Origin of the sequence: Vibrio sp. 10N.237.312.B06, from assembly GCF_041464685.1 — a bacterium.
Taxonomy (GTDB): Bacteria; Pseudomonadota; Gammaproteobacteria; order Enterobacterales; family Vibrionaceae; genus Vibrio; species Vibrio tasmaniensis_A.
Window position 1 is genome coordinate 16,478 of record NZ_JBFSPI010000022.1, and the last position, 24,009, is coordinate 40,486.

Sequence of the window (24,009 nt, forward strand, 5' to 3'; positions counted from 1 at the left end):
ATTACCTCAATTACTTCAACTTGTCGCCAATGAGATACTCTAAAACCTTGTCGACTCTCAGATGCTGACAAGGCTCGTCAGAGTGCTGCTCCATCGGCCTAAAGCTTGTGAAATCAAACTGGTTGGTTTCCCAATACTGTTTATTGGGCAGTTTACGCGGCACCTCTCCCGGATACATGGTTTGAGGGACATTATCCAAAGTCACACCTTGCAACGCCGGAACATTGTCTGAGCCCGACGAGATATAACCCGCGCTGGTCGCTTGAATAGACGCAATGCTCATACAACTCATGTCGATGTGTTCAAACGCCGCCTGTTGCCAAGCCGGATGCACCATCTGTTGTAACAATGACACCAAGTTCGGATGTTGATCCGGTGTCACATGGTCAGCCTTGGTGGCTGCAAACAAGATCTTGTCGATCTTCGGCGCGAATAAACGTCTTAAGATATTGCTTCGACCGTACTTAAAGCTCTTAAGTAACTGTTCTAATGCGCCACGCATGTCCATGAAAGAATCATAGCCCGCATTAAGTGGCTGTAAGCAATCCACTAACACGATTTGTCTGTCGAACGTCGCGAAGTGATTCTTATAGAACGCTTTCACGACCTTCTGTTGATACTCTTCATAACGCGCTTTTAAAACCGCATAGTTGCTGGTTTTTGAGAACTTACCCTCGGGAGCAGCGCACGGGAAAAATTGCAGCACAGGCGCGCCTTCAAGCTCACCCGGCAATACGAATCGACCCGGTTGTACCCAGTGCAATCCGTTATCCTTACAAGTATGAAGGTACTGAGTATAGCTATCGGCAATCGCGACCAGTTTCTTTTCTTCTGCTTCGGCTAGCAAGTCAATGTCGCCACGTATTGTGTTCCACTGTTGCGAATAGGTTTCTCTATCGCCTTTCAACGCGGCAAATTGAGATTGACTCCAAGTATCAAAATCCATGTCCAACAAAGGTAAATCAAGCAGCCATTCGCCCGGATAATCAACAATATCGAGATAAAGGGTGCTGTTTTTGCTCAGCAGCTTCTTTGCGCCTTTAGCTGGCTTATATTTAATTGCTAGACGAATCTCACTAACATCTCGCGTTGGCACTGGCCATTCTGGTGGTTGTGCATTCAACGACTCCATCGCTTCATCATAAGAGAAACGTGGGATCATCATGTTTTGTTGCGGGATGCGCTTTGCGCCAATAATTCTGCCATCTCTCGCCGATGCAAGTAGAGGCAGATTTTTGTGGGTAGACGTATGAAGAAGCTGATTAACCAGCGAAGTAATGAATGCTGTCTTACCCGCACGAGAAAGCCCCGTGACCGCTACTCGAATGTGAGAATCCGTTCCTCTGCTTATAAAGTCACTCATTTCTTGAGTTAGGTGTTTCATTTGAACGACTCCGTGATAATTAGGCCAGTCGGTTATGATAATAGATAGGCTAGCCTATGTTCTTTCCCTATTAGGGTTGTTTGTATGCTTTTGCTTTTTCTTTTGCTTGTTCTTTTACTAATAGTGGTGAGTATGCAATACCCATTCTTAATGCTAGATGAATAAAAACCCCTGACTACATTCATAATCAGGGGCTTTAGAATTTGTCTGCGATATCTGACTCTTAATCGTCTTCAATCAACTTGTAGATAACAAACAGTGCAATCTCTGCGATTAGCCAAAGTGCACAAGTAATCGTCACGTATTTATTATCAAAGATACTGATCCCTTTCAAGATCAGGTCGTAACCAACAAAAGCACCAATCACCACTGCCAAGATAATCTGTAGGATCTGAATAAAACGAGGCATTCCTCTCTCCTATGTTCTTATATCAAACTATGTGTTTATCACTATATCATTGATAATAAGACAAAAGTGCAAATAATGCTGCACTTTTGTCTTCAACTTTCTGTCAAGATTTGCAATTCAAACGCTGAAGTTAGCGACAATTACAATTTTTTGGCGTCGGTTAATTATGCTTTTTCAGCTTCAGCAATTTTCACTTTCCACGTGTCAGGGCCGATCTGGTGCGCGTTCACGCCATTAGAGTCAACCGCAACCGTTACCGGCATATCTTCAACTTCAAACTCGTAGATCGCTTCCATACCGAGATCTTCAAACGCAACCACACGTGCTTTCTTAATTGCTTTTGCAACAAGATAAGCGGCGCCGCCAACAGCCATTAGGTAAACTGACTTATGTTGTTTGATTGATTCAACGGTCGCAGGGCCACGTTCTGCTTTACCAATCATGCCCATAATGCCAGTTTCTTCTAGCATCATGTCGGTGAACTTATCCATACGAGTAGACGTTGTCGGGCCAGCAGGACCTACCGCTTCATCACCCACAGCATCAACAGGGCCAACGTAGTAAATGAACTTACCTTTCAGGTCGACGCCTTCTGGTAAACCTTCACCACTTTCAAGCATGCCTTGAATACGCTTATGCGCTGCATCACGACCCGTTAAGATCTTTCCTGATAGAAGAACCGTTTCGCCGGTCTTCCAATCTTGAACGTCTTCTTTAGTAATTTCATCAAGGTTAACACGGCGTGTATTTGCGCCTGCTTCCCAAGTTATATCTGGCCACTCTTCTAACTTAGGTGGTGTTAGCTCTGCAGGGCCGCTGCCGTCTAGAGTGAAGTGTACGTGACGCGTTGCCGCACAGTTCGGGATCAAGCAAACAGGCTTAGAGGCTGCGTGCGTTGGTGCTGTTTTGATTTTCACGTCAACCACAGTCGTTAGACCGCCAAGACCTTGTGCGCCAATGCCCAGTTTGTTTACACGGTTGAAGATATCTAAACGAAGCTCTTCTTCTGCGTTCTCTGGGCCTTTGTCGATAAGCTCTTGGATATCGATGTGTTCCATCAGAGATTCTTTAGCGAGTACCGCGGCTTTCTCAGCCGTACCACCAATGCCTATGCCTAGCATGCCCGGTGGACACCAGCCTGCCCCCATTGTTGGTAGCGTCTTCTCTACCCACTCTGCAATATCATCAGAAGGGTTCAGCATAACCATCTTGGTTTTGTTCTCAGAACCGCCGCCTTTTGCCGCGATTTGAATTTCAACTTTGTTGCCTGGAACCATATTAATGTGAACAACCGCTGGTGTGTTGTCTTTGGTATTAATACGCTTACCTGCAGGGTCCATTAGGACAGATGCACGCAATGGGTTATCTGGATTGTTGTAAGCTTGACGAACGCCTTCATCAACCATCTGTTGTACTGTTTGATCCGTTTCCCACCTAACATCCATACCGATGTTCACGAAACAAGTAACAATACCCGTATCCTGACAAATTGGACGATGGCCTTCCGCAGACATACGCGAGTTGATAAGAATCTGAGCAATAGCATCTTTAGCTGCTTGGCTCTCTTCCTTCTCGTACGCTTTTTCTAGGGCTTGGACAAAGTCTAAAGGGTGATAATAAGAAATGTACTGAAGTGCGTCAGCGACACTGCTGATCACATCTTGCTTACGAATAACCGTCATTGCATGCCTCTTTATTGTTCTGGTTCCATGTGGGTTCATCGTTTGGCTATGTGTGCCGAATCGGATTAGATGGTTTAGCTTTTTATTGTGTTGAGCTGTATTTAGTTGCTTTAGCAATCGCTTGCATAGCTGTAAACTAAACCACTTAGATTACTCCGTTCTAATCAAGAACCCATTTTATTTTCAATTTATGATACTCTTGCTTCCTCTCACACGCCATGCAGTGATCGAACTCTTTGTCACAAATTAAACAAATGAATAACAACGAATTTCGCTCTATCCAAATCAAGCCGCTTGAATATCAATCAACTTTAGCTAAACAGCTGTTTTCTCATATTGAAAGCGTGCCGTGGGCAATGCTATTACGGTCGGCCTCAGAAAGCCACGTTGATAGTCGATACGACATTTTAGTTGCTCAACCCATCGCCACCTTCGAGACAATCGGTGCAAAAACGACCGTCAATGTTAATGAGACGTGCGAGGTTTCAGAGTCAGACCCTTTCGAACTACTCGACCAATATCAGCAGCAATTACTACCCGCAATCAGTGAGCACCCTGAACTGCCTTTCGTTGGTGGTGCTTTAGGGTATTTTAGTTACGATTTAGGGCGACGAGTAGAAGCTCTTCCCTCTCTTGCTAAGCGTGATATTTCTGCACCAGACATGGCGGTTGGATTGTATGAATGGGCTGTGATTGTTGATCATAAGCTTAAAGCTGCGTTCCTTGTTGGGCAAAACATTGATACCCATTGGGATTGGTTAACTCAACAACAATCGCCAAGCCAACAAGAAGAACAAGCAGAACGAACTCATCAGAAGTTTGGATTAACCACCCCATGGCAATCCAATATGACTGAACAAAGTTATGCCAATAAATTCGATAGCGTTCAAGAGTACTTGTTGTCGGGTGACTGTTATCAGATAAACCTTGCTCAGCGCTTCAATGCCCAATACCAAGGCAGTGAATGGCTCGCTTATGAAAAGTTAGAGCAGTACAACTCAGCTCCATTCTCTGGTTTTATCCGTTTAGCAGGCTGCACCATTCTCAGTGTCTCACCTGAGCGTTTTTTAGAGCTCAATAGTGGCACCATTGAAACCAAGCCAATCAAAGGGACACGTCCTCGTTCTGAAAATTCCATGATTGATGACGCCAATGCTCAAGACCTGTTGAATGCTGAGAAAGATCAGGCAGAAAACCTGATGATCGTCGACCTGCTTCGTAATGATATTGGCCGAGTCGCAAAGCCGGGATCGGTTCATGTACCAAAGCTATTCGATATAGAGAGTTTCCCTGCTGTGCACCACTTGGTGAGCACGATAAGGGCAGAGCTTGATGTCCATCATTCAGCACATGACCTATTAAGGGCTTGCTTTCCCGGGGGGTCGATTACCGGCGCTCCAAAAGTTCGCGCGATGCAGATCATTGAGGAGCTAGAGCCTCATCGTCGCTCGGCGTATTGCGGTAGCATTGGTTATATCAGCCGTAATGGCAGAATGGACACCAGCATTACGATTCGTACGTTAGTGGCAGAAAACAATACGCTTTATGCTTGGGCTGGAGGAGGTGTAGTATTTGATAGTGATTGTGCTTCTGAGTACCAAGAGACTCTTGATAAGCTGAGTAGAATATTGCCTGTACTGGCTGATAGATAAATTTAATCTAGATTTATTAAAACGGGTTATTAAAAACAGCTAAAAAGCCAATCTGGAAAGTACTTTAATATTAAAAAAGCTAAGTGGGCAATCACCTACTTAGCTTTTCAATAACACTAGCCTAGAAGGTGTATGTTGTAGCCAAATAGAATGAGCCTAGTGTGTGAACGTTAGATAACTCTTTGTTCTTTTCATCTTTCACTTTGATATCAGCTGCTTCCCAATCAATACCTGCACGTAATGCTAGAGCTGGTGCAGCAGGAATTGCATACTCTACGCCCACCCCCATTTTTATACCAGATACGGTTGATGACTTAGTCGCAAAGTATTTATTATTACCACTGTTTTCAATTTCTGAATTTAAAAAGCTATAACCTAAAAGTGCATAAGGTCGAAGACCAATATCGAACGTATAACCAACATTCGCAGCAACGCTAATTGAACTAAAATCTGTTGTGAATGCTTTTGAACTGCCTACTTTTGTTGTAGACGTTCCATATTTAGTATATTGGCCTTCGATACCAATAATACGGTTGATCTGATAACCGGCAATGAGTTTATAAGAAGGTGATTCAGTTTCAGTTGTTGTGGTTTTGCGAGTTATGGCCTTACCAAAACCACCATCATCAAGTTCAGTTGAACCAGCTCCTACTCCGATATAGAAACCATTTGGGTCTTTTTGTGCAGCCACTGCAGATAAAGGTGCAATTAGAGCAAGCGTCACTATCATTTTTTTCATATCGAATCCATTTTTATAGTTTTTCAAACCTCCTTAATATAATTAATAAAAGCGACCAATAAAGTAAGTGAACGTATAGCATTGTCAGCTCACTTGTTACATTGACAATATACTCAAGACATTAGAGACAAATCAATAACGTTGCATATTCACTCACTACAAAGGCAATGATATTTATTAGCCCCACTTATTCAGCATTATCACTAAGTCGTTAGCGGTATAGGGTTTACTCAATATATCGTCCATACCAGATTCAATACACAACTCTCGCTCTTCTTTTGTCGTACCAGCGGTTAATGCAATAATTGGTTGGCTATATCCTGAACTTCGCAGTTTCTTCGTCGCTTCAAAACCATCCATGACTGGCATCCGGCAATCCATAAACACAATGTCATACTCATTATTCGACGCTAATTCCAAACCTTCTATACCATTACCGGCAATCGCTGGCTCTATTTCGTATTTGCGTAGCATTTGTTGGATGATGATCTGGTTCATCTTAATATCATCAACCACCAGCACTTTAAGCAATGTCAATTCAACCTCAGACTCAAAACCTTTGGCGACACTATCGCGCTCAGCCAGTGTATCGACAACTTGAAGAGGGAGTGAAATTGTAAATGTCGTACCCGAACCAACAATACTGCTTACCTTAATGTCTCCCCTCATTAACGCAGCTAGCTTGCGACAAATCGCTAAACCAAGCCCTGTCCCTTCGTAATTTCGGCTACTTGAGTTATCGGCCTGTGTAAAAGGTTCAAACAGTGTCTTAATAGCAGATTGAGCAATACCAACGCCACTATCCTCAACAGAAAAAATAAATTGGTCGTTAAGCCATTTTATCTCTACGCTCACATGGCCTTGATCGGTGAATTTAATTGCATTGCCGATTAAGTTCACGAACAATTGAGTAATACGCTCTAAGTCACCGTAGAAGTGACTGGGTACCCCATCGGTTACATTGACATCAAACTGGATCTGCTTTTCAATCGCTCGATTGGTAAAAATACTATCAATGGTATTTTTCAAATCTTGGAGTGCAAATGTTTTGGGAATTAATTCCAGCATACCCGCATTGATTTTACTGTAATCAAGAAGGTCATTAATGATGGTTCTAAGAAACTCACCGGATTGGCTCAAGTTATTCACGATCTCACGTTGAGAACTGCTCAGTTCGGTGTCGCTTATCAACTCCGCACTACCAAGAAGACCATTGAGTGGGGTTCTCAATTCATGGTTAATCATGGCGACAAAGTCACGCGTTGCCCTTTCGGACTCTTCCGCTCGTTTACGTGATTCAATATTTCGGTTAATCGCAAGTTGATGAGTTAACGCACTGCAGATAAGGTCCGTCACTAACAACAGTTGGCTTTGGATGAATTCGTAGTCTTGATCTAACAACCTGACCTGAACGATTAACGCGCCCACAATCACTTTTTCGACCTCTAATGGCACGGTAAGCAAGCAACCTTGCCAATGAGGTTCTTGAATGTCTTTCTCTATTACCTCGACTGTTTCATCACCATAGTCATGGGTTTGTAACTGAGGGATTAGATTGGGGGGTAACACCAAGCGACTGGCTTCAATTAGATAACTGTTAGTTACACTCGCCGTCAATTGGGACAACATCACGTCATCGAGATCACTCCTCAGAAACGCGCGTCCGAAATCAATCAACAGGTTGTCGATTTGTTCTTGGAATTCGATCCGTCGAATATTCGCATTTGAACGCTTTTCTAATTGGCGCAACGCAAGTTCAAGCTGTTGATTGGCCTCAAACAGTTCGAGACTCTTTTGCTCCAACAAGGCTTCAGCCGCTTTCCGTGCTGCTATTTGACGTTTCAGTTTTTTCTCTTGGGCAGATGCCAGATCCATATCACTTTTCTACTTTGAGATTAAACCTAACCACACTTTGGTCTTCATTCTGAGGTGTCATTTCTACCCCAATTGATTCACCGTGATATTCAGCACACCCCTCGATTAATCCCAAACAAACGTGAGACATACATCGTGCGCTTTTATAGTCAAAAACAAGTTGCGCTTCGGTCGTGGTGATAAAGCTAAATTGTGGAGGCTCAGCATCTGGGTAGAGCTTCTTCACTTCTACGTGAATGTAACGCTCTACGTGCTGAATAAATTGAAAAGTGGTGTTGCTATGAGCGAGGCTCGCTTTATTCGGTAATGAGGCCAGTAAGTTCTTAAAAACCGATTGTCCAAAAACACGTTGCAGGCTCGCTGCATCAATATCGGTTTTCTTACTCAAGTTTATAATCAATCGAACAAGATCTTTGTGGTCGTAACTTCCGACTGATGTGTAGATCCCTTCATCTTCTGACATCTCTAGAACTTCTTCCAAAAGCTCTAACCCAAACTTGTCTTCAACAAGCTCTGAAAATTCGGTGAATATGATTCCTTTCATTTCATACCTTTTCTTATATTTCTTTTTAGAATGGTCCACTAAGTCATTGTTATCAAATTCTTAAACAGAAAATGTACGTTTCATCACCCAATTTATGACATGGATAACGCTTACTAGTAGAAGTACACATATTCAAATATAGCAAAATCCGTCACTCTTAGAAGATTGGGAACATTTACCTTGAAAAACGCCGCTACCCAGTCCCTTCTTATTTCCAGTTATTGCCGGTACTAACGGAGGAAAGTGAAGGCAAATTCGAAATTGGTAATCAACACACGGTTATGACTATACTTAAAATCATAATAATCAATATATTGGCTTTATATGAACAAAGATAACTTCCTTCAACAATTCCAGCTCAACTCTACCGTTGGCTATCACCCAGAATCCGTTGAGCGCGTTTCACATATCAATGACGATCAATTGCGTAAAGCAGCAGTGGTAGTCGGCTTAGTGGAACGAGAGGATGGTTTACATGTTATTTTTACGAAAAGAGCCGCTCATTTAAAACATCACCCTGGTCAAATCAGCTTTCCTGGAGGGAAACACGAACTCTCCGATCCTTCTATGCAATTCACCGCACTTAGAGAACTTCACGAAGAGGTCGGAATTCGATCGGATCAGGTTAAAATTGTTGGGCAATTACCTACTTTGAGTACCATTAGTAAATTTTTAGTTACACCGATTGTTGTAGTGGTCGATTCGGACTATAAACCCATCATCGATGAGAACGAAGTTGCTTCGATTTTTGAGGTGCCCGCCACCTATGTTTTAGACCAAGCCAAGTTACACAGCCACACTGTTAACTTAAAAAAAATCAAGCATCGTGTTTTTGCCATGCCCTTCCAAGAGCACCTAATTTGGGGCGTTACGGCTCAAATCATCCAATCAATGCAGCAACACGTAGTGCAACAAATTACATAGAAACTACGTTTTGTTTAATCCTTGTTAACAAACACAGCCTTTTCCATGGAACAGATTTATTGATCCAATTTTACGCAAACGTTTCCCTGGTATAATTCTGTACAACCCCGCCTTTCGCATAAGATAAACTAATAGCATGCATGAGCATAAATCACCTGTGGCACGCTATTTTCGTGATCAAAAATCCGTTTTTCGCATATCATGTGACACGCCGTTTCATTACATGATTTAGATCTATTTTTTGTAGAAGAAAATTCTGCAGAATTAGCCCCGACTTATTTCCTGTTCCCAAAAAATGAGTAATTTAACATGAACACAACAACTTCTTCGGCAAATGCCGTTACAGATACAAGCAAGTTTAACTATAAAGATTTTACCTGGTGTCTATCACTATTCGGTACAGCAGTTGGCGCTGGTGTACTATTCCTTCCAATCAAAGCTGGTGCGGGTGGTTTTTGGCCACTAGTTATCCTAGCTTTAATCGCGGCACCAATGACTTGGTTCGCACACAAATCTCTAGCTCGTTTCGTACTGTCTTCTAAGAACCCAGAAGCAGATATTACAGACACAGTTGAAGAACACTTCGGTAAGACTGGCGCGAACCTTATTACTTTCGCTTACTTTTTCGCTATCTACCCAATCGTTCTTATCTACGGTGTTGGTATCACAAACACGGTTGACTCTTTCCTAGTAAACCAAATGGGCATGGAATCTATTCCTCGTCCTCTTCTTTCTGGTGCACTTATCCTTGCTATGACAGCAGGTGTTGTATTCGGTAAAGAACTGATGCTTAAAGCAACTTCAGCAATGGTTTACCCACTAGTATTCATCCTACTAGCATTGTCTTTCTACCTAGTTCCTGATTGGAACACTTCAATGATGGAAACAAGCCCAGAATGGTCAGCAATGCCTTCTATTATCTGGCTTGCGATTCCAATCATCGTGTTCTCTTTCAACCACAGCCCAATCATTTCACAGTTCTCTAAAGAGCAACGTCGTGTATACGGTGAAGACGCGGTTAAGAAAACTGACGCGATCACTGGCGGCGCAGCAATGATGCTGATGGGTTTTGTAATGTTCTTCGTATTCTCTGTAGTACTTTCTCTATCTCCAGAGCAACTAGCAACAGCGCAATCTCAAAACATCTCGGTTCTTTCTTACCTAGCTAACGTTCATGAGTCTCCACTTATCTCTTACATGGGTCCTCTAGTGGCGTTCGCAGCAATCACTTCTAGCTACTTCGGTCACTTCCTAGGTGCTCATGAAGGTCTTGTTGGCCTAATCAAGTCTCGCTCTGGTTCTTCAATCAGCACGATTGAGAAAGCTTCTCTAGCGTTCATCGTTGTTACAACTTGGATTGTTGCGGTAGTTAACCCAAGCATCCTAGGTATGATTGAAACAATGGGTGCTCCAATGATTGCAGCTATCCTGTTCCTAATGCCTGTATTCGCAATGAACAAAGTACCAGCTATGGCTAAGTACAAAACTTCAGCACCTGTGCAAATCTTTACAGCTTTATGTGGTCTAGCGGCTATTAGTTCTGTAATCTACGGCGCTCTTTAATCTCAAGCCCTTTTTATAAGATGACATTCATCTTATATGGCGAGGTTAGACAAAAAATATAATGATAATAAATGAGCCTCCCTACTCCCCTTGGGAGGCTCTCTTTTTGAGGTAATCGCTATGATTAGTGTATTTGATATCTATAAAATCGGTGTTGGTCCATCGAGCTCACATACAGTTGGACCAATGAAAGCGGGTAAAGAATTTATTGATGACCTACGTTCAATGGGAAAATTGCGCGACATCACTAAAATCACCGTGGACGTATATGGATCACTATCACTGACAGGGAAAGGTCACCACACAGATATCGCAATCATCATGGGTCTTGCTGGCAATACTCCTGAGCGTGTTGATATTGATTCTATTGCAGGCTTCATTGCTCGAGTAGAAGAAACTGAACGTCTACCTGTCGGTATGCACTGTCATACTGTTTCGTTCCCTCGCGACGGCGGAATGAACTTCCACACTAGCAACCTTTCTCTACACGAGAATGGCATGAGCATTCATGCTTGGGTTGATGACGAAGTCGCATATTCCAAAACGTATTACTCAATTGGTGGTGGTTTCATCGTTGACGAAGAGAACTTCGGCAAAGAAGAAGAAAACCCAATTAAAGCACCTTACGAATTCACAACAGCGGAAGAGCTGGTTAATCAGTGTAAAGAAAGTGGTCTTTCTATCAGTACACTGGTTATGAAAAACCAAGCGGCTTTCCACTCAGACGAAGAGTCTCGCACTTACTTCGCTAACATCTGGAAAACGATGCGTGAGTGTATGGATCGCGGTATGAATACTGAAGGTATCCTGCCTGGTCCACTGCGTGTACCTCGTCGTGCAGCAGCACTTCGCCAACAACTGATCACGTCAGAAAAAACAACTAACGATCCAATGACGGTTGTTGACTGGGTGAACATGTTTGCTTTCGCAGTAAACGAAGAGAACGCAGCTGGCGGTCGTGTAGTAACGGCACCAACAAACGGCGCATGTGGCATCATCCCTGCTGTATTGGCTTACTACGATAAGTTCATTCAAACAGTGACAGAGAAAGACTACATCCGTTACTTCGCAGCTTCTGGCGCGATCGGTGGTCTTTACAAGCGTAACGCTTCTATCTCTGGTGCTGAAGTTGGCTGTCAGGGTGAAGTTGGCGTGGCGTGTTCTATGGCTGCTGCTGGTCTTGCTGAGCTTATGGGTGGTAGCCCAGAGCAAGTATGTATGGCTGCAGAAATCGGCATGGAGCACAACCTAGGTCTAACGTGTGACCCAGTTGCTGGCCAAGTACAAGTTCCATGTATCGAGCGTAACGGTATTGCTGCAGTTAAAGCAATCAACTCGACTCGTATGGCACTTCGTCGTTCTTCGGCTCCTACTGTTTCTCTAGATAAAGTTATCGAAACAATGCTAGAAACCGGTAAAGACATGAACGCTAAATACCGTGAGACTTCTCAAGGTGGTTTGGCAGTTAAGGTTGTTTGTTAATCATTTCTGAATTAATAAACCGATAATAAAAAAGGAACGCCGATGCGTTCCTTTTTTTGTATCTTAAGCTTTTGTCGCTAAAGCTTGGTGACTGATTGATTCAACCACTAAATTGTTCTGCTAAATCACTTGTGAGATTAGCAAGAAGCAACCAAACAGCAATGAGAAAAGCATCATTGGTCGACCACCTTCAGCACTGTATCTGTCTTCCGCTACCTTCATAAAGCGTTGCTTATGAACCATCACTAGCGGAACAAACACGGCTAAGAAAACTAAGATGATACCTGCATAGTTCAACACTTGTAGGAACTTATCTGCAGCAAGCAGTGAACCCGCCAGAGGCAAGATGAAACTAATGCAGTAAGTGACCGCTGTATTTTGGTTGAACATGTCTTTGTTTTGGTTGAACAACGCCATCGCTACACCAAAGAAAGAAGTCAACAACGCCAAGCCGGTGAAGGTAGACAGAACGTTACCCACCCAAGGAGACTGAGCCTCAAAAGCCGCCATCAAATCTGATACGTTCTTGAAGCTTCTAAATTGCTCTTCGCTCAAGTTACCGACCACAGCAAACAACCAGCACAAGTAGCACACTAATGGAATCAGAGAACCGATAATAACCATGTTACGCAGCTGTTTGTCTGTCGCTTCGTGGTTGTAAGAAACCAAGGTTGGAATCACAACCATAAAGCCAAAGCTCGTAAACAGGATGGCACTGGTTTTGATTAGATCGACGTGGTCGTGGCTGGTTACCTGCATCAAGTTTTCTTGCGTCATACTTGGTGCCAAAAACACCATGGTTGCAAACAAGCTTGCTAGCATCACAAAGAACAATGCGCGGTTGAGCTTATCAATCACTCCGGTGCCACTTGCGACTACAGCACCAGCAAGTAAAGTAAACGTGATTTGGCTCGTCGTTGCGCTAATGTCTACACCTAAGTTAGACAGTAACTTACTCAGCAAATCACCCGCACCCAGAATGTAGGCCATCAATAGGCAAATCAATAACGCGTAAAGTAGGCCGTTGGTAATCAACTGCCCTTGTTTGCCCAAGGTTTTTCGGGCAATAGAGTTTAATCCTAGACCGCCACCCGCTTTGATGGTCGCTTCTAGAAGTAGTAATGCTGCATAAGTCGTACCGAAGCAGATCAGTACCATAAGCAGTGTGCCGTAAAGCAATCCGAATTGAGCTAATACCATTGGGATCGCAAGCATACCAGCACCGAGAGCGGTACCAGCGATAATTAGGGAGCTACCCATCATTTTAATATTCATTGTTTTTAACTTATTTGTTTAGTTTTTATAGATGTGAGTCTTCGTTCATCGAGCGGATGACAAAGGAATTCAGATAGAAATAAAGTTATAAAACGAATAACAATAGGAGCGATAAGCGGTAAAGAAGCGTGCAGAGACGTTGTCGAACAGGGCGTTCAAAGGGGAGCTTGTCTTAAAAGAGGTAAAACGAGAAGCGTGAGTTAGCATTAACTGATGTGGTGAACCTTCCGTAGGTTCAATAATCGGCGATGTAATCTTGAATTTCATGTATGTGTCCAATAATTAAGTCACATTCCATAGTATTTGAAGCAGCGTATCCATTGCTGCCCTACCTCTGTCATTAGAGGTATTTTCATCTTATCGAATGAGCTTTGAAACACAACGCTATAACCACATTTTTTGCTATTAAATTGAACAAAATAGCCATTTGGATACAAATCGACCACCAAACCGCGTAAAACAATAATCATTATTAATAAAAAGCGGAACTATAACCCCCCCACCCCATTAACAACAAAGCTTGTATAAAGAGCACCCAAACATATATGACAGCTACAAAAAAGGCGCTCTTGTAAGCGCCTTTCGTTCGATTATAGCTTTTAAGGCTATAACCTTGAAAGCTATAGTATTGAAGACTGTTGCCTTGATAGCTGTATCTTTGATAGCTGTATCTTTGAAATCTACAGCATCGAAGACTTTAGCATCACAAACTACAGCATCGAAACCTTATTCACCGCGGTAGATACAACCCGCTGTACATGTTTCTTTAATCTCAACCTTGCTCAAAAGTGGCAAGCTTGGTTTAAGTTCATTCCAGATCCACTTAGCCAATACTTCACTTGTCGGGTTTTCTAAACCTTCAATGTCGTTTAGGTAGTAGTGGTCTAAACGGTCGTAAATTGGTTTGAATACAGCTTTAATTTCAGAAAAGTCGATTACCCAACCTGTATGCGGGTCAACTTCGCCTTCTACGTACAAACGAACAAGAAAAGAGTGACCATGCAAACGACCGCACTTATGCCCTTCTGGCACGTGTGGAAGATGGTGGGCTGCTTCAAACATAAACTCTTTGTATAACTCAGTTCTCATTGTGTTTCTCAGGCTAAAAAAATGACACGCAATATTACGTAAAACCAATGCACACTACAAGTTCTATCACCACTGTACGGCCTTATTAGCGGCAAGGGGGGAGCTTGTTGCTAGCCACTCACTTGAGTCACAATAAAACACATATAAAGATGGCTTGAAAATCACCATACGCTTAACCTTCTCGCCCAACGAGAAACAAACCCGCTACATCACAGAAACATAACCACAACCGGAGTGTGGTCACACAATCGGTTATACCCCATAGGTGGTAGAGCCGCTTACACGTAAAGTATGCATGTCATTATACTTAATAAAAACAAACACCTTATGCGCTCAACAATCACCTTTAAAATCCTAGTAGCCCTCGCCATTGTGTTCACTTTCTTGCTTGCAATATCGACTTACTTTCAATATTCGCAGCAAAAGCAACTTGTAAACTCGGTGTTAAGTGAGCAGCTTCACGATAAGACAAGCAACTATTTCGATAGCCTTAATATGATGATGCTGACTGGCACCATGGCACAAAAAGAGACCCTTCGTCAGAAAGCGTTAGCGCAAGAAGGCATTGAAAATGTTCGTGTACTGCGCGCCGATGCAGTGAGCAAATTGTACGGACCTGACAATGACAACCAAACACCTATTGATGATATCGATAAACGAGCGCTAGCAGGCGAAACTGTTATCGAACCCTTTTCTGCCGATTGGGGTAAAGGCTTGGTTATTGCTCTGCCAATGAAGTCGAGCGAGAACTATCGCGGCACCAATTGTGTGGCATGTCATATGGCACCAGAAGGTGAAGTATTAGGCGCGATTCGCCTAGAATATAACCTCAGCCACGTTAACGCGCTGATCAACACTCAAACCATGGCTGCTATAGGCATTATGGCGGTTATCTCCTTCGCCGGGTTTGTTCTTACGATGGGATTAATTCGTAAGATTATCGTTCGCCCTCTTCAACAGACTTCGCGGTTTATGACCCAAGTAAGCAGCGATAAAAACCTGTCCACTCGTTTGCCCGAACAAAGTAAAGATGAGATTGGCACGCTGGCTAACGCCATCAACTCGTTCATGGGAACCGTTTCTAACAGCTTAGAAAAGGTACAAGATACTTCGCACAAACTGAATGCGTCAGCCAATCAACTGACTAGCGTTGCTCAAATTACCGAGCAAGCCGCCAGCGATCAACAAAACGAAACCACAGAAGTGCAAAACAATGTCGAAGGAATACAAGCACAACAGGTCAATGTAGAACAAGCCACTTTAACCGCGTCAGAACTCATCAATCACACCTCAGATGTGGCTTGTAAGAGTGCTAACCAAGCACATGATGCAAGTAGTGAGATTAAGAATCTAGTGAGCAGTATCGAAGAAGTGAAACACAAGATACAAACACTTAATGAGCAAACTGGAGAAGTCTCTTCAATATTGAGTGTGATTCGTGGCATTGCCGACCAAACCAACCTTCTAGCCTTGAATGCAGCGATTGAAGCGGCTCGAGCGGGAGAACAAGGTCGCGGCTTTGCGGTAGTGGCAGATGAAGTTCGTAATCTTGCATCACGAACGGCAGAGGCTACTGGCAGTATTGAGTCTATCATTCATCAGTTCCAACAAGGCAGTGAAGAGTCGCTGAATTCTGCTGACCGCGTTTGCGAACAAGCACATCAAAGCTCGACAGATATCGACGCACTGTCCGTTGAAATGAACGGTGTCGTTGAAGAAATGAAACAAGTGTTAGCTCATGCACAAAATATTCAGCAACAGACGCAATCCACCACACAAGCAACCCAAGATGTGCAACAAAAAGTTGAAACCATCACTTCTCACGCCGACAACACATCGCAGTCTGCAGCTGAAACTCGTGGAATCAGTAATGATTTGGAAGAGCTGTCGGATCACCTTGAATCTCTTATCAACCAATTCACCTTATCGAACTCAAATACCAACGATAAAGGTCAGTCATAGGCCGTTAGAACTCCCCTAGCGACATCAACAAAAAAGCGCTCAAAGATGAGCGCTTTATCTTCACAACAATGTCTAGTTCAGGCTTTAAGATTTTAAGATTTTAAGATTTTAAGAGCACCTTAAACCACGATTAGTGCGTAATGGAAACCGCGGTTAAATCTTTATGCTTGTGGTACATCGCGTGCTTAAATATCAGATTCGCACTCACGGTATCCATTCCTGCGACCTCTACATAAGCACCCTTTTTTCGGAACTTAAACACGACCTTATCAAGCGCCTCAACCGACGTGTTATCTAGGAACGATGCATCCGATATATCGATCGTCACTAAAGAGGTGGCCTTGTCATAGTCAAATAGATCGACAAACGCATCTGAAGAAGCAAAAAAGACATGGCCTTTTACTCGATGGGTGGTGTGCAGTTCGTTAGTCACCACTTCATCAGATATAAAGACCATGGATTTGCTGGCATGCGCATAAAACAGAGCCGATAACACCACGCCAACCGCAACACCTATTGCTAAGTTATGAGTAACCACCACCACCGCCACGGTTGCTAGCATGGTTACATTGGTTGGCAGTGTGTGATCTTTAAGCTCAACAATGGAACGCCATGAGAATGTGCCGATAGAAACCATGATCATCACAGACACTAAAGCGGCCATCGGTATCAGCTTCAACCAATCAGAAACAAACACCACCATTAGCAACAAAACCACCCCAGCGATCATGCTGGACAATCGGGTTAAGCCACCTGATTTGATGTTAATGATCGACTGACCGATCATTGCGCAGCCCGCCATGCCACCAAAAAGGGAAGCCACGATGTTCGCAACGCCCTGCCCTTTACACTCATTGTTTTTATTGCTTTCAGTATCGGTCAGGTCATCGACTATGGTCGCTGTCATCAAGGATTCCAACAAGCCAACCAGAGACAGAGCAATCGAATATGGCAGGATGGTTGCAAGCGTCTCAAACGTGAATGGAATATTAGGGGTCAAGAACACAGGCAGTGAATCCGGAAGCTTGCCCATATCGCCAATCGTTCTGACATCTAAACCGAATAACAAACTAATGATTGTCAGGGTAACAATCGCGACCAGTGGAGAAGGTATTGCGCGACCAAATTTGGGGAAATAAGGAAGCAGATAAATGATCGCTAAACCCAAAGCGACTAACACGTAAACGCTTGAAGGAACGTTGATCAACTCAGGAAGTTGGGCCATGAAAATGAGAATCGCGAGCGCGTTAACAAATCCAGTAATCACCGATTTGGAAACGAAATTCATCAGGTTACCAAGCTTGAGATACCCAGCTGCGATTTGAATGACGCCAGCTAAAAATGAAGCAGCGAGTAGATATTCTAATCCGTGCTCTCTCACTAAGGTGACCATTAATAGCGCCATAGCGCCTGTTGCACCGGAAATCATTCCCGGACGACTGCCAACCAAAGCAGTGACGACACAAATACAGAACGAGGCATAGAGCCCTACTTTAGGGTCAACGCCTGCAATAATTGAAAATGCGATGGCTTCAGGGATCAATGCGAGTGCAACCACAATCCCAGATAATGAATCTCCTTTAACGTTTGATAACCAGTGTTTTTTTAAATAATTAAGCATGAAATTCTCTTTTACTTGTACAGCCAGTCCTGCCTTGTTGAGACATAATTTGATCGACTGTTTTTCTTGAATGAGCGAGCGCTCGAAAAGTGCGGGTGTAGAGAGAATGCAGGGGTTAAGGCGGCGTAATTAACACGTGAACATTAAACTCCTTTAGTGGGTGATTGTTTAGTAGAACGAAATCAACACCTGTGTTTTTTTTTATCGCGTTTGTCCTACACAGGTCAGAATGGCTGACAATATAGAGTGAGTGCCACTTTAATCACACGACCAATATTGCAAACAAAGGTTTCGAATATTAACGATTTCTGAACAAACCAAAACTGTTTATGCCCTTCAGTCCCGTCGTTTGAACTACTCTAATTACAGCAGATCAACAAGTAATGAAAATCCTTAACCATTCGCACTAGTCCACTCCCCTAGTTCTCTAAAATCAACAATCACAAGGAAAAATCGAACAAAAAACACACCCTCAAACACATTTATTGTCAGTACACACAATATTTCTTTCACCAAGCAAGAATAAAGGTTGAAGCTGTCGGTATGACAGGTAATATGTTCAATCGATTTAAAAAGTTTATACAACTTAATGTTTCGGCTAATTATTGTGCAAATGTATGTTTATTTGCAGCAATGCCAGAGACTTTGAGTTGAATTTGTCCCTCAATGGAGAATGAAATCAACATGACTTACGCGCCTGTAACAGACGTACTTGGCGGCAAGCTAGCGGTAGACAGTGAAGTAACTGTTCGCGGCTGGATCCGTTCACGTCGTGATTCCAAAGCTGGAATCTCTTTCCTTGCCATTTATGACGGCTCTTGTTTCGACCCGATTCAGGCCGTGGTTCCTAATAATCTTAATAATTACGAAGACGAAGTATTAAAGCTGACAACTGGCTGCTCTGTTGAAGTAACGGGTAAGATTGTTGAGTCTCCTGCGAAAGGTCAAGACTTCGAACTAGCAGCAACTGACGTTAAAGTTGTAGGTTGGGTTGAAGACGCTGACACTTACCCAATGGCTAAGACACGTCACTCTATCGAATACCTTCGTGAAGTTGCTCACCTACGCCCACGTACAAACGTGATCGGCGCAGTAGCACGTGTACGTAACTGTCTATCTCAAGCGATTCACCGTTTCTACCACGAGCAAGGTTTCTTCTGGACTTCAGCTCCGCTTATCACTGCATCTGATGCAGAAGGCGCTGGTGAAATGTTCCGCGTATCGACGCTAGACATGGAAAACCTACCTCGCACTGACGAAGGCAAAGTTGACTTCAATGAAGATTTCTTCGGTAAAGAAACTTTCCTAACAGTATCTGGCCAACTTAATGCTGAAGCTTACGCTTGTGCACTAAGCAAGGTTTACACGTTCGGTCCTACGTTCCGTGCTGAAAACTCAAACACAAGCCGCCACCTAGCTGAGTTCTGGATGGTTGAGCCTGAAGTTGCATTTGCAGACCTTGACGATGTAGCGAAACTGGCTGAAGACATGCTTAAGTACGTTTTCGCTGCTGTTCTTGAAGAGCGCCGCGACGACCTTGAGTTCTTCGCTTCTCGCATCGACAAGCAAGCAATCACTCGTCTAGAGCAATTCGTAGACGCTGATTTCGCACAAGTTGACTACACTGACGCAATCCAAATCCTACTAGATTCTGGTAAGAAATTTGAATTCGACGTTGAGTGGGGCATCGACATGTCTTCTGAGCATGAGCGTTACCTAGCTGAAGAACACTTCAAAGCACCTGTTATCGTTAAGAACTACCCGAAAGACATCAAAGCTTTCTACATGCGCTTAAACGACGACGGCAAGACAGTTGCAGCAATGGACGTACTTGCACCAGGCATCGGTGAAATCATCGGTGGTGCACAACGTGAAGAGCGTCTAGACATTCTAGACGAGCGCATGATTGGTATGGGTATCGACCCTGAGCACATGAGCTGGTACCGCGACCTACGTAAATACGGCACAGTGCCTCACGCTGGCTTCGGTCTTGGCTTTGAGCGTCTAGTGTCTTACGTAACAGGTATGGGCAACGTTCGTGACGTTATCCCGTTCCCACGTACACCACGCTCTGCTAACTTCTAATCTCAGCTTTCTTCTTTCAGAGAAGTCAGTATAGATAGATAATTAAATAGATAAAAACCTCCGTATATACGGAGGTTTTTATTCCCCGAGATTATTTCCGTTACCCACAACCTCCCTTCCCCACCCACAAATTCTCCTGCGTATTCTCGATTCAAAAGCGGTTAGACGCGAAGATAACAAATCAACAAATCAACAAATCATATAGTTAAGCACTGTAATTTTATGTAATGAACACCTGACAAAGTCATACAGTATTGATGTCCTGTATAAATTATTCTTCTTACTAATTAATTTGTGAATATAAATTTTTAGGGACCCCAATGAAAACAAGCATTTTATCTGCAGCTCTACTAATCACTTTAACTGGATGTGGCGGAGGAGGCTCATCGACTCCCGCGAAAAAACCAACAGTTAAGCCAACGCAAAAGCCAGTGGTATTTATCTCTAAATGTTCGCAACCCTTACAAGGGGATACAGCCTTAACCTTCAAGATTAAGGGTACAATAGCGAGTGTCAATGGCGTTGCATGTAGTGGTAGCCCCAAAGCATTTGACGATATGATCAAAGCTCACCCGAATACAAAAACGCTGAACTTCATCGATATGGGTGGCTCTATGAATGATGATGCCAACATTCAACTAGCGTACAAAGTAAGAGCGAAAAAATTAGACACGTACATTAGCTCTATTGGACATGTCGCTTCGGGGGGAACTGACCTTTTCGCTGCGGGTGTGAAAAGAACGATTGAACCAGGTGCTCGATTAGGCGTTCACTCATGGGCACAAGGGTCTTTACAAGGGGCTTCATTGCCTGTTGGTCATAGTGAGCATAAACCCTACATTGATTATTATAAAAAGATGGGATTACCAGATCCGAGCGGCTTCTACTGGTTTACACTGAAAGCTGCTCCGGCTCAAGGAATGCATTATATGACTCCTGCTGAAGTATCTACGTATGGTTTGGCGTCTGTAATGACGGGTGTTACAAAAGACCTACGAGCAAATTACACTCCTAAAAACAGCCTTTTGAACAACAACCTGCTGGACGTTGTGAGCGATAGCCTGAAAGCTGTAGCGGTTGAAAACCACGTGAGAAAAAGTGTATATGCACTTGATCATGTCTCTTCACTATTATTCAAGCAATTTAATGTATCAAACCGAGATGAGTTAATAACCTACTTAAAGGGTAATGGTAAACTAGATCCTGTTACCAAATCGTATGTATTCAAAGCTACATCAACTCAGCCGACGACTGTCTATAACTCAAAAACGGACACAATATATACAGCATATAGGTCCGATGATAAGTACCGTGTCGCTCCTAAGCCCTTAATTGAAACGGGTTTGATGATCGAAAATTATGGCATTGAAACATCACACACATCTGTTCAGGTTGAATTGAACAAAAGCGCGATCCAAGTTGAGATTGCAGATGAACAATTTACCCTAGTTAAAGACCCATCAGTCAACACAATTAACTACTGTAAAAAAATCAAGTTCAAAGTCGCATCAGGGAAACTGGTCACTGTTGCTAACTGCTTAGAGAGCACTCTCAAAGGTGACCAAGTTCAACTTGTCAATTACGAAAGAACGACAAAGAGAGATATGCTAGGTAGCGTAGCTCCGACCGTAACCAAATCGGTAACCAAGACTTCGAACTTTGAATTCAATGCTAAGCAAAGTACGCTAATTACTAAGTAATTTTACAATGTGTAAAAAAGCCCTACTTAACATAAGTAGGGCTTCCTTTTTATTTATTGCGCTTAAGTTTCATTTAAGCTGTCCAGACTAAATTAGTCAGCCTTGCGTACCAAAAAGTGATCGAGTATAATTTTTTCACCTGTACTTTGAAGAGGCTTAAATTCAATGACTAACTGATCGCCTTTCTGTTCAAATGCATTCACTTTCAAAAACAGACTTTCTTTGTCCGCTTTAATGTTATGAGCGACCTGACGACCATTAACAAACACATCAAATGCAGGCGCTTTAGAATTTACAGGTATCACTGTTTCAAAAGTGTACTTTTCCCCTTCTATCGCATAAGCGGTGTTATAAATACCACCATCCGCCGTCCAGTAAGTGCCATTGAAATCCATACTATCCGCGTTCCAATAGCTGTAAAATGCATGCAGATTTTCAATATCGTTCTGAGTTGTTGACGTCCACTTTACGTCAGAGAGGTTTACTGGTTTCGTGTAACTAAAGCCATGATCTCTCATATCTTTATTTAACGAATCTAATCTTCCCAAAACATCATCGAAGGTATCTTGCCAACCAAGCTCACCATAATATTGAAGCCCTATCTCCCCAATAATATAAAACTCACCATCTCTCTCAATCGTAATACCAGAGCCTGAATCCCCATGGATAATTAACCACTGCAAGTTACTTTGAGGCATGATCACTGGGGCATATTTGTACTCAGCTAACCATTTTTTGTCTGTGTCGTTGTACTTAACAAACTTTTTGCCGCCATTACGTCCGTTATAGTTGCCAAAGCCAACGCTATTTACTTCATAGACTTCTGAATGATCAAACATCCCTTTCTCGGGCAACTTCGCCGGCTTGATACCGGTGATTGGCGTATCTAAGCGCACCAAAGCAAAGTCGTAAATACCATCGGTAAATTCATACTCCCCCCACTCACCATCAGGGTCAGTAGTCGCACGTGACGTATGAACAACATTGTACTTGCCATTCTTATCTTTTTCATAAGAAGAACAAGTTACCGCATTTTCATATCCTTCACTTTTTGAACCTGACACATGATTTGCTGTGATAACCCAATACGGGTCGATTAAAGTGGCCGACCCTGCATTCATGTGGCAAGCAAAATCAAATTGAGTTTGTAAGGCAAACGCTTTGTGTTGAGTAACCGAGCGATCCATCTTGCCTATGCCCGCCTGCGCTGAAAAAGTAGCAACGATCGCTGATGCCAAAATAATTTTTTTCATGTTACTGAGCCTCTCTCAATTGGATAGCTTCAATAGCGTGGTAACCCTGTCTAGCTTCAAAGTCGAACTGTCTATGTTGACGTGTATAAGTGATTTCGACGATATCATCAGGAGATTGGGATTCGAAAACTATCGTATTTTTGACGCTGGTCATGTGAAAGGAAATATCATTTTTAATAGTGATACATTGCTTTTTAACACATGCGGTTACATCAGCAGAAGAGAGCCAGTTGTGTGTATAAAGCTCTACAGAAAATCGCCCGCCTTTACCTGGCTGAACGTCAAAAGAGAAACCACTAGTGCCGACAAGTAAACCAGAGAAAGCTAGCTCTTGGTTGTAATCTGTAGAATCACCACCCTGCCAGTAATAACGGTTACCAATTGCGTTTTTGGTCTCTGAATTAGAAACTTGTCGTAATTCACCAATAACGTTTACGTCACCAATTAAAGCACTATTGGGTTTATCTTTTCTTTGATGCTCTCCATACAAGAAAACCCAATCTAAACCGTTCAAGTCAACGTCTCTTGCGTAACGATACTTGCCATCATTAAGTTCATAACCGATGAACTCACTAGCGATCGACAAAGTATCTGTACCAATTTCTGAAACATTACTTAATTTATTTAAATCGACGTCAATCTCACTGGCCGCTGCATTAGTTGTTAGCAATGCCAACATGCAGAGGTTCAATTTTGCACATTTTAATCTCATATTTTTGCCTCAGTATTAGTTCCAAGTAATTGTAGGCTAAAGATAAGTTGAAAATGTA

Annotated in this window: 19 protein-coding genes; 7 read left to right on the plus strand and 12 right to left on the minus strand. The window is 43.0% G+C overall.

What is annotated here, in order from left to right:
* Positions 1–10 precede the first annotated feature (10 nt).
* From AB6C75_RS08220 to AB6C75_RS08230, 3 genes are all read right to left on the minus strand, one after another.
* Positions 11–1,384: a YcjX family protein gene (locus AB6C75_RS08220; RefSeq protein ID WP_372107535.1), complete on the minus strand. Its 1,374-nt coding sequence runs from the start codon at positions 1,382–1,384 to the stop codon at positions 11–13.
* Between the two features lie 223 nt (positions 1,385–1,607).
* Positions 1,608–1,793 carry a hypothetical protein gene (locus AB6C75_RS08225; RefSeq protein WP_004734731.1) on the minus strand — a complete coding sequence of 62 codons (186 nt, stop codon included), beginning with the start codon at positions 1,791–1,793 and terminating at the stop codon, positions 1,608–1,610.
* A 164-nt stretch (positions 1,794–1,957) separates the two neighbouring features.
* A complete protein-coding gene (locus tag AB6C75_RS08230) occupies positions 1,958–3,475 on the minus strand; it encodes a fumarate hydratase (protein ID WP_029222862.1) in 1,518 nt (505 codons plus the stop codon).
* A 254-nt stretch (positions 3,476–3,729) separates the two neighbouring features.
* Between AB6C75_RS08230 and pabB the strand changes: the two genes are divergently transcribed.
* Positions 3,730–5,127 (plus strand): aminodeoxychorismate synthase component I, encoded by a 1,398-nt coding sequence (gene pabB / locus AB6C75_RS08235; RefSeq protein WP_372107550.1) that lies wholly within the window; start codon positions 3,730–3,732, stop codon positions 5,125–5,127.
* A 121-nt stretch (positions 5,128–5,248) separates the two neighbouring features.
* On the opposite strand, the gene AB6C75_RS08240 is transcribed toward pabB, so the two are convergent.
* The 3 genes from AB6C75_RS08240 to AB6C75_RS08250 all read right to left on the minus strand — a co-directional run bounded on the left by AB6C75_RS08240 (position 5,249) and on the right by AB6C75_RS08250 (position 8,285).
* Positions 5,249–5,866: a porin family protein gene (locus AB6C75_RS08240; protein WP_009847031.1), complete on the minus strand. Its 618-nt coding sequence runs from the start codon at positions 5,864–5,866 to the stop codon at positions 5,249–5,251.
* 177 nt (positions 5,867–6,043) lie between these two features.
* Positions 6,044–7,741: an ATP-binding protein gene (locus AB6C75_RS08245; RefSeq protein ID WP_102249791.1), complete on the minus strand. Its 1,698-nt coding sequence runs from the start codon at positions 7,739–7,741 to the stop codon at positions 6,044–6,046.
* A gap of 1 nt (position 7,742) precedes the next feature.
* Positions 7,743–8,285 (minus strand): heme NO-binding domain-containing protein, encoded by a 543-nt coding sequence (locus AB6C75_RS08250; RefSeq protein ID WP_372107536.1) that lies wholly within the window; start codon positions 8,283–8,285, stop codon positions 7,743–7,745.
* Between the two features lie 324 nt (positions 8,286–8,609).
* Here AB6C75_RS08250 and AB6C75_RS08255 point away from each other — a divergent pair, with 324 nt between their 5' ends.
* The 3 genes from AB6C75_RS08255 to AB6C75_RS08265 all read left to right on the plus strand — a co-directional run bounded on the left by AB6C75_RS08255 (position 8,610) and on the right by AB6C75_RS08265 (position 12,254).
* On the plus strand, positions 8,610–9,209 hold the full coding sequence (locus AB6C75_RS08255) for a CoA pyrophosphatase (protein WP_065678725.1): 600 nt from the start codon (positions 8,610–8,612) through the stop codon (positions 9,207–9,209).
* A gap of 309 nt (positions 9,210–9,518) precedes the next feature.
* On the plus strand, positions 9,519–10,772 hold the full coding sequence (locus tag AB6C75_RS08260) for an aromatic amino acid transport family protein (RefSeq protein ID WP_009847035.1): 1,254 nt from the start codon (positions 9,519–9,521) through the stop codon (positions 10,770–10,772).
* A 120-nt stretch (positions 10,773–10,892) separates the two neighbouring features.
* Positions 10,893–12,254, plus strand: coding sequence for an L-serine ammonia-lyase (locus AB6C75_RS08265; RefSeq protein ID WP_009847036.1), 1,362 nt, complete (start codon positions 10,893–10,895; stop codon positions 12,252–12,254).
* A gap of 120 nt (positions 12,255–12,374) precedes the next feature.
* Here the strand turns inward: AB6C75_RS08265 and AB6C75_RS08270 are convergent, their stop codons facing one another.
* The 3 genes from AB6C75_RS08270 to queD all read right to left on the minus strand — a co-directional run bounded on the left by AB6C75_RS08270 (position 12,375) and on the right by queD (position 14,618).
* Positions 12,375–13,517: an amino acid permease gene (locus AB6C75_RS08270; RefSeq protein ID WP_372049476.1), complete on the minus strand. Its 1,143-nt coding sequence runs from the start codon at positions 13,515–13,517 to the stop codon at positions 12,375–12,377.
* Positions 13,518–13,598: 81 nt separating this feature from the next.
* Entirely contained in the window at positions 13,599–13,796 is a 198-nt protein-coding gene (locus tag AB6C75_RS08275) for a hypothetical protein (protein ID WP_048611631.1), read from the minus strand.
* A 459-nt stretch (positions 13,797–14,255) separates the two neighbouring features.
* Positions 14,256–14,618 (minus strand): 6-carboxytetrahydropterin synthase QueD, encoded by a 363-nt coding sequence (queD, locus tag AB6C75_RS08280; protein WP_009847038.1) that lies wholly within the window; start codon positions 14,616–14,618, stop codon positions 14,256–14,258.
* A gap of 327 nt (positions 14,619–14,945) precedes the next feature.
* Between queD and AB6C75_RS08285 the strand changes: the two genes are divergently transcribed.
* Entirely contained in the window at positions 14,946–16,580 is a 1,635-nt protein-coding gene (locus AB6C75_RS08285; protein WP_372107537.1) for a methyl-accepting chemotaxis protein, read from the plus strand.
* Positions 16,581–16,710: 130 nt separating this feature from the next.
* Here AB6C75_RS08285 and AB6C75_RS08290 read toward each other — a convergent pair whose 3' ends face one another.
* Complete coding sequence (locus AB6C75_RS08290; protein ID WP_372107538.1) at positions 16,711–18,201, minus strand: SulP family inorganic anion transporter; 1,491 nt, start codon at positions 18,199–18,201, stop codon at positions 16,711–16,713.
* A 684-nt stretch (positions 18,202–18,885) separates the two neighbouring features.
* Here AB6C75_RS08290 and asnS point away from each other — a divergent pair.
* Entirely contained in the window at positions 18,886–20,286 is a 1,401-nt protein-coding gene (gene asnS / locus AB6C75_RS08295; protein WP_065678729.1) for an asparagine--tRNA ligase, read from the plus strand.
* Between the two features lie 320 nt (positions 20,287–20,606).
* Entirely contained in the window at positions 20,607–21,986 is a 1,380-nt protein-coding gene (locus AB6C75_RS08300; protein WP_372107539.1) for a hypothetical protein, read from the plus strand.
* 92 nt (positions 21,987–22,078) lie between these two features.
* On the opposite strand, the gene AB6C75_RS08305 is transcribed toward AB6C75_RS08300, so the two are convergent.
* Positions 22,079–23,239 (minus strand): serine protease, encoded by a 1,161-nt coding sequence (locus tag AB6C75_RS08305; RefSeq protein WP_372107540.1) that lies wholly within the window; start codon positions 23,237–23,239, stop codon positions 22,079–22,081.
* A gap of 1 nt (position 23,240) precedes the next feature.
* Positions 23,241–23,918 (minus strand): hypothetical protein, encoded by a 678-nt coding sequence (locus AB6C75_RS08310; protein WP_371694741.1) that lies wholly within the window; start codon positions 23,916–23,918, stop codon positions 23,241–23,243.
* Positions 23,919–24,009 lie beyond the last annotated feature (91 nt).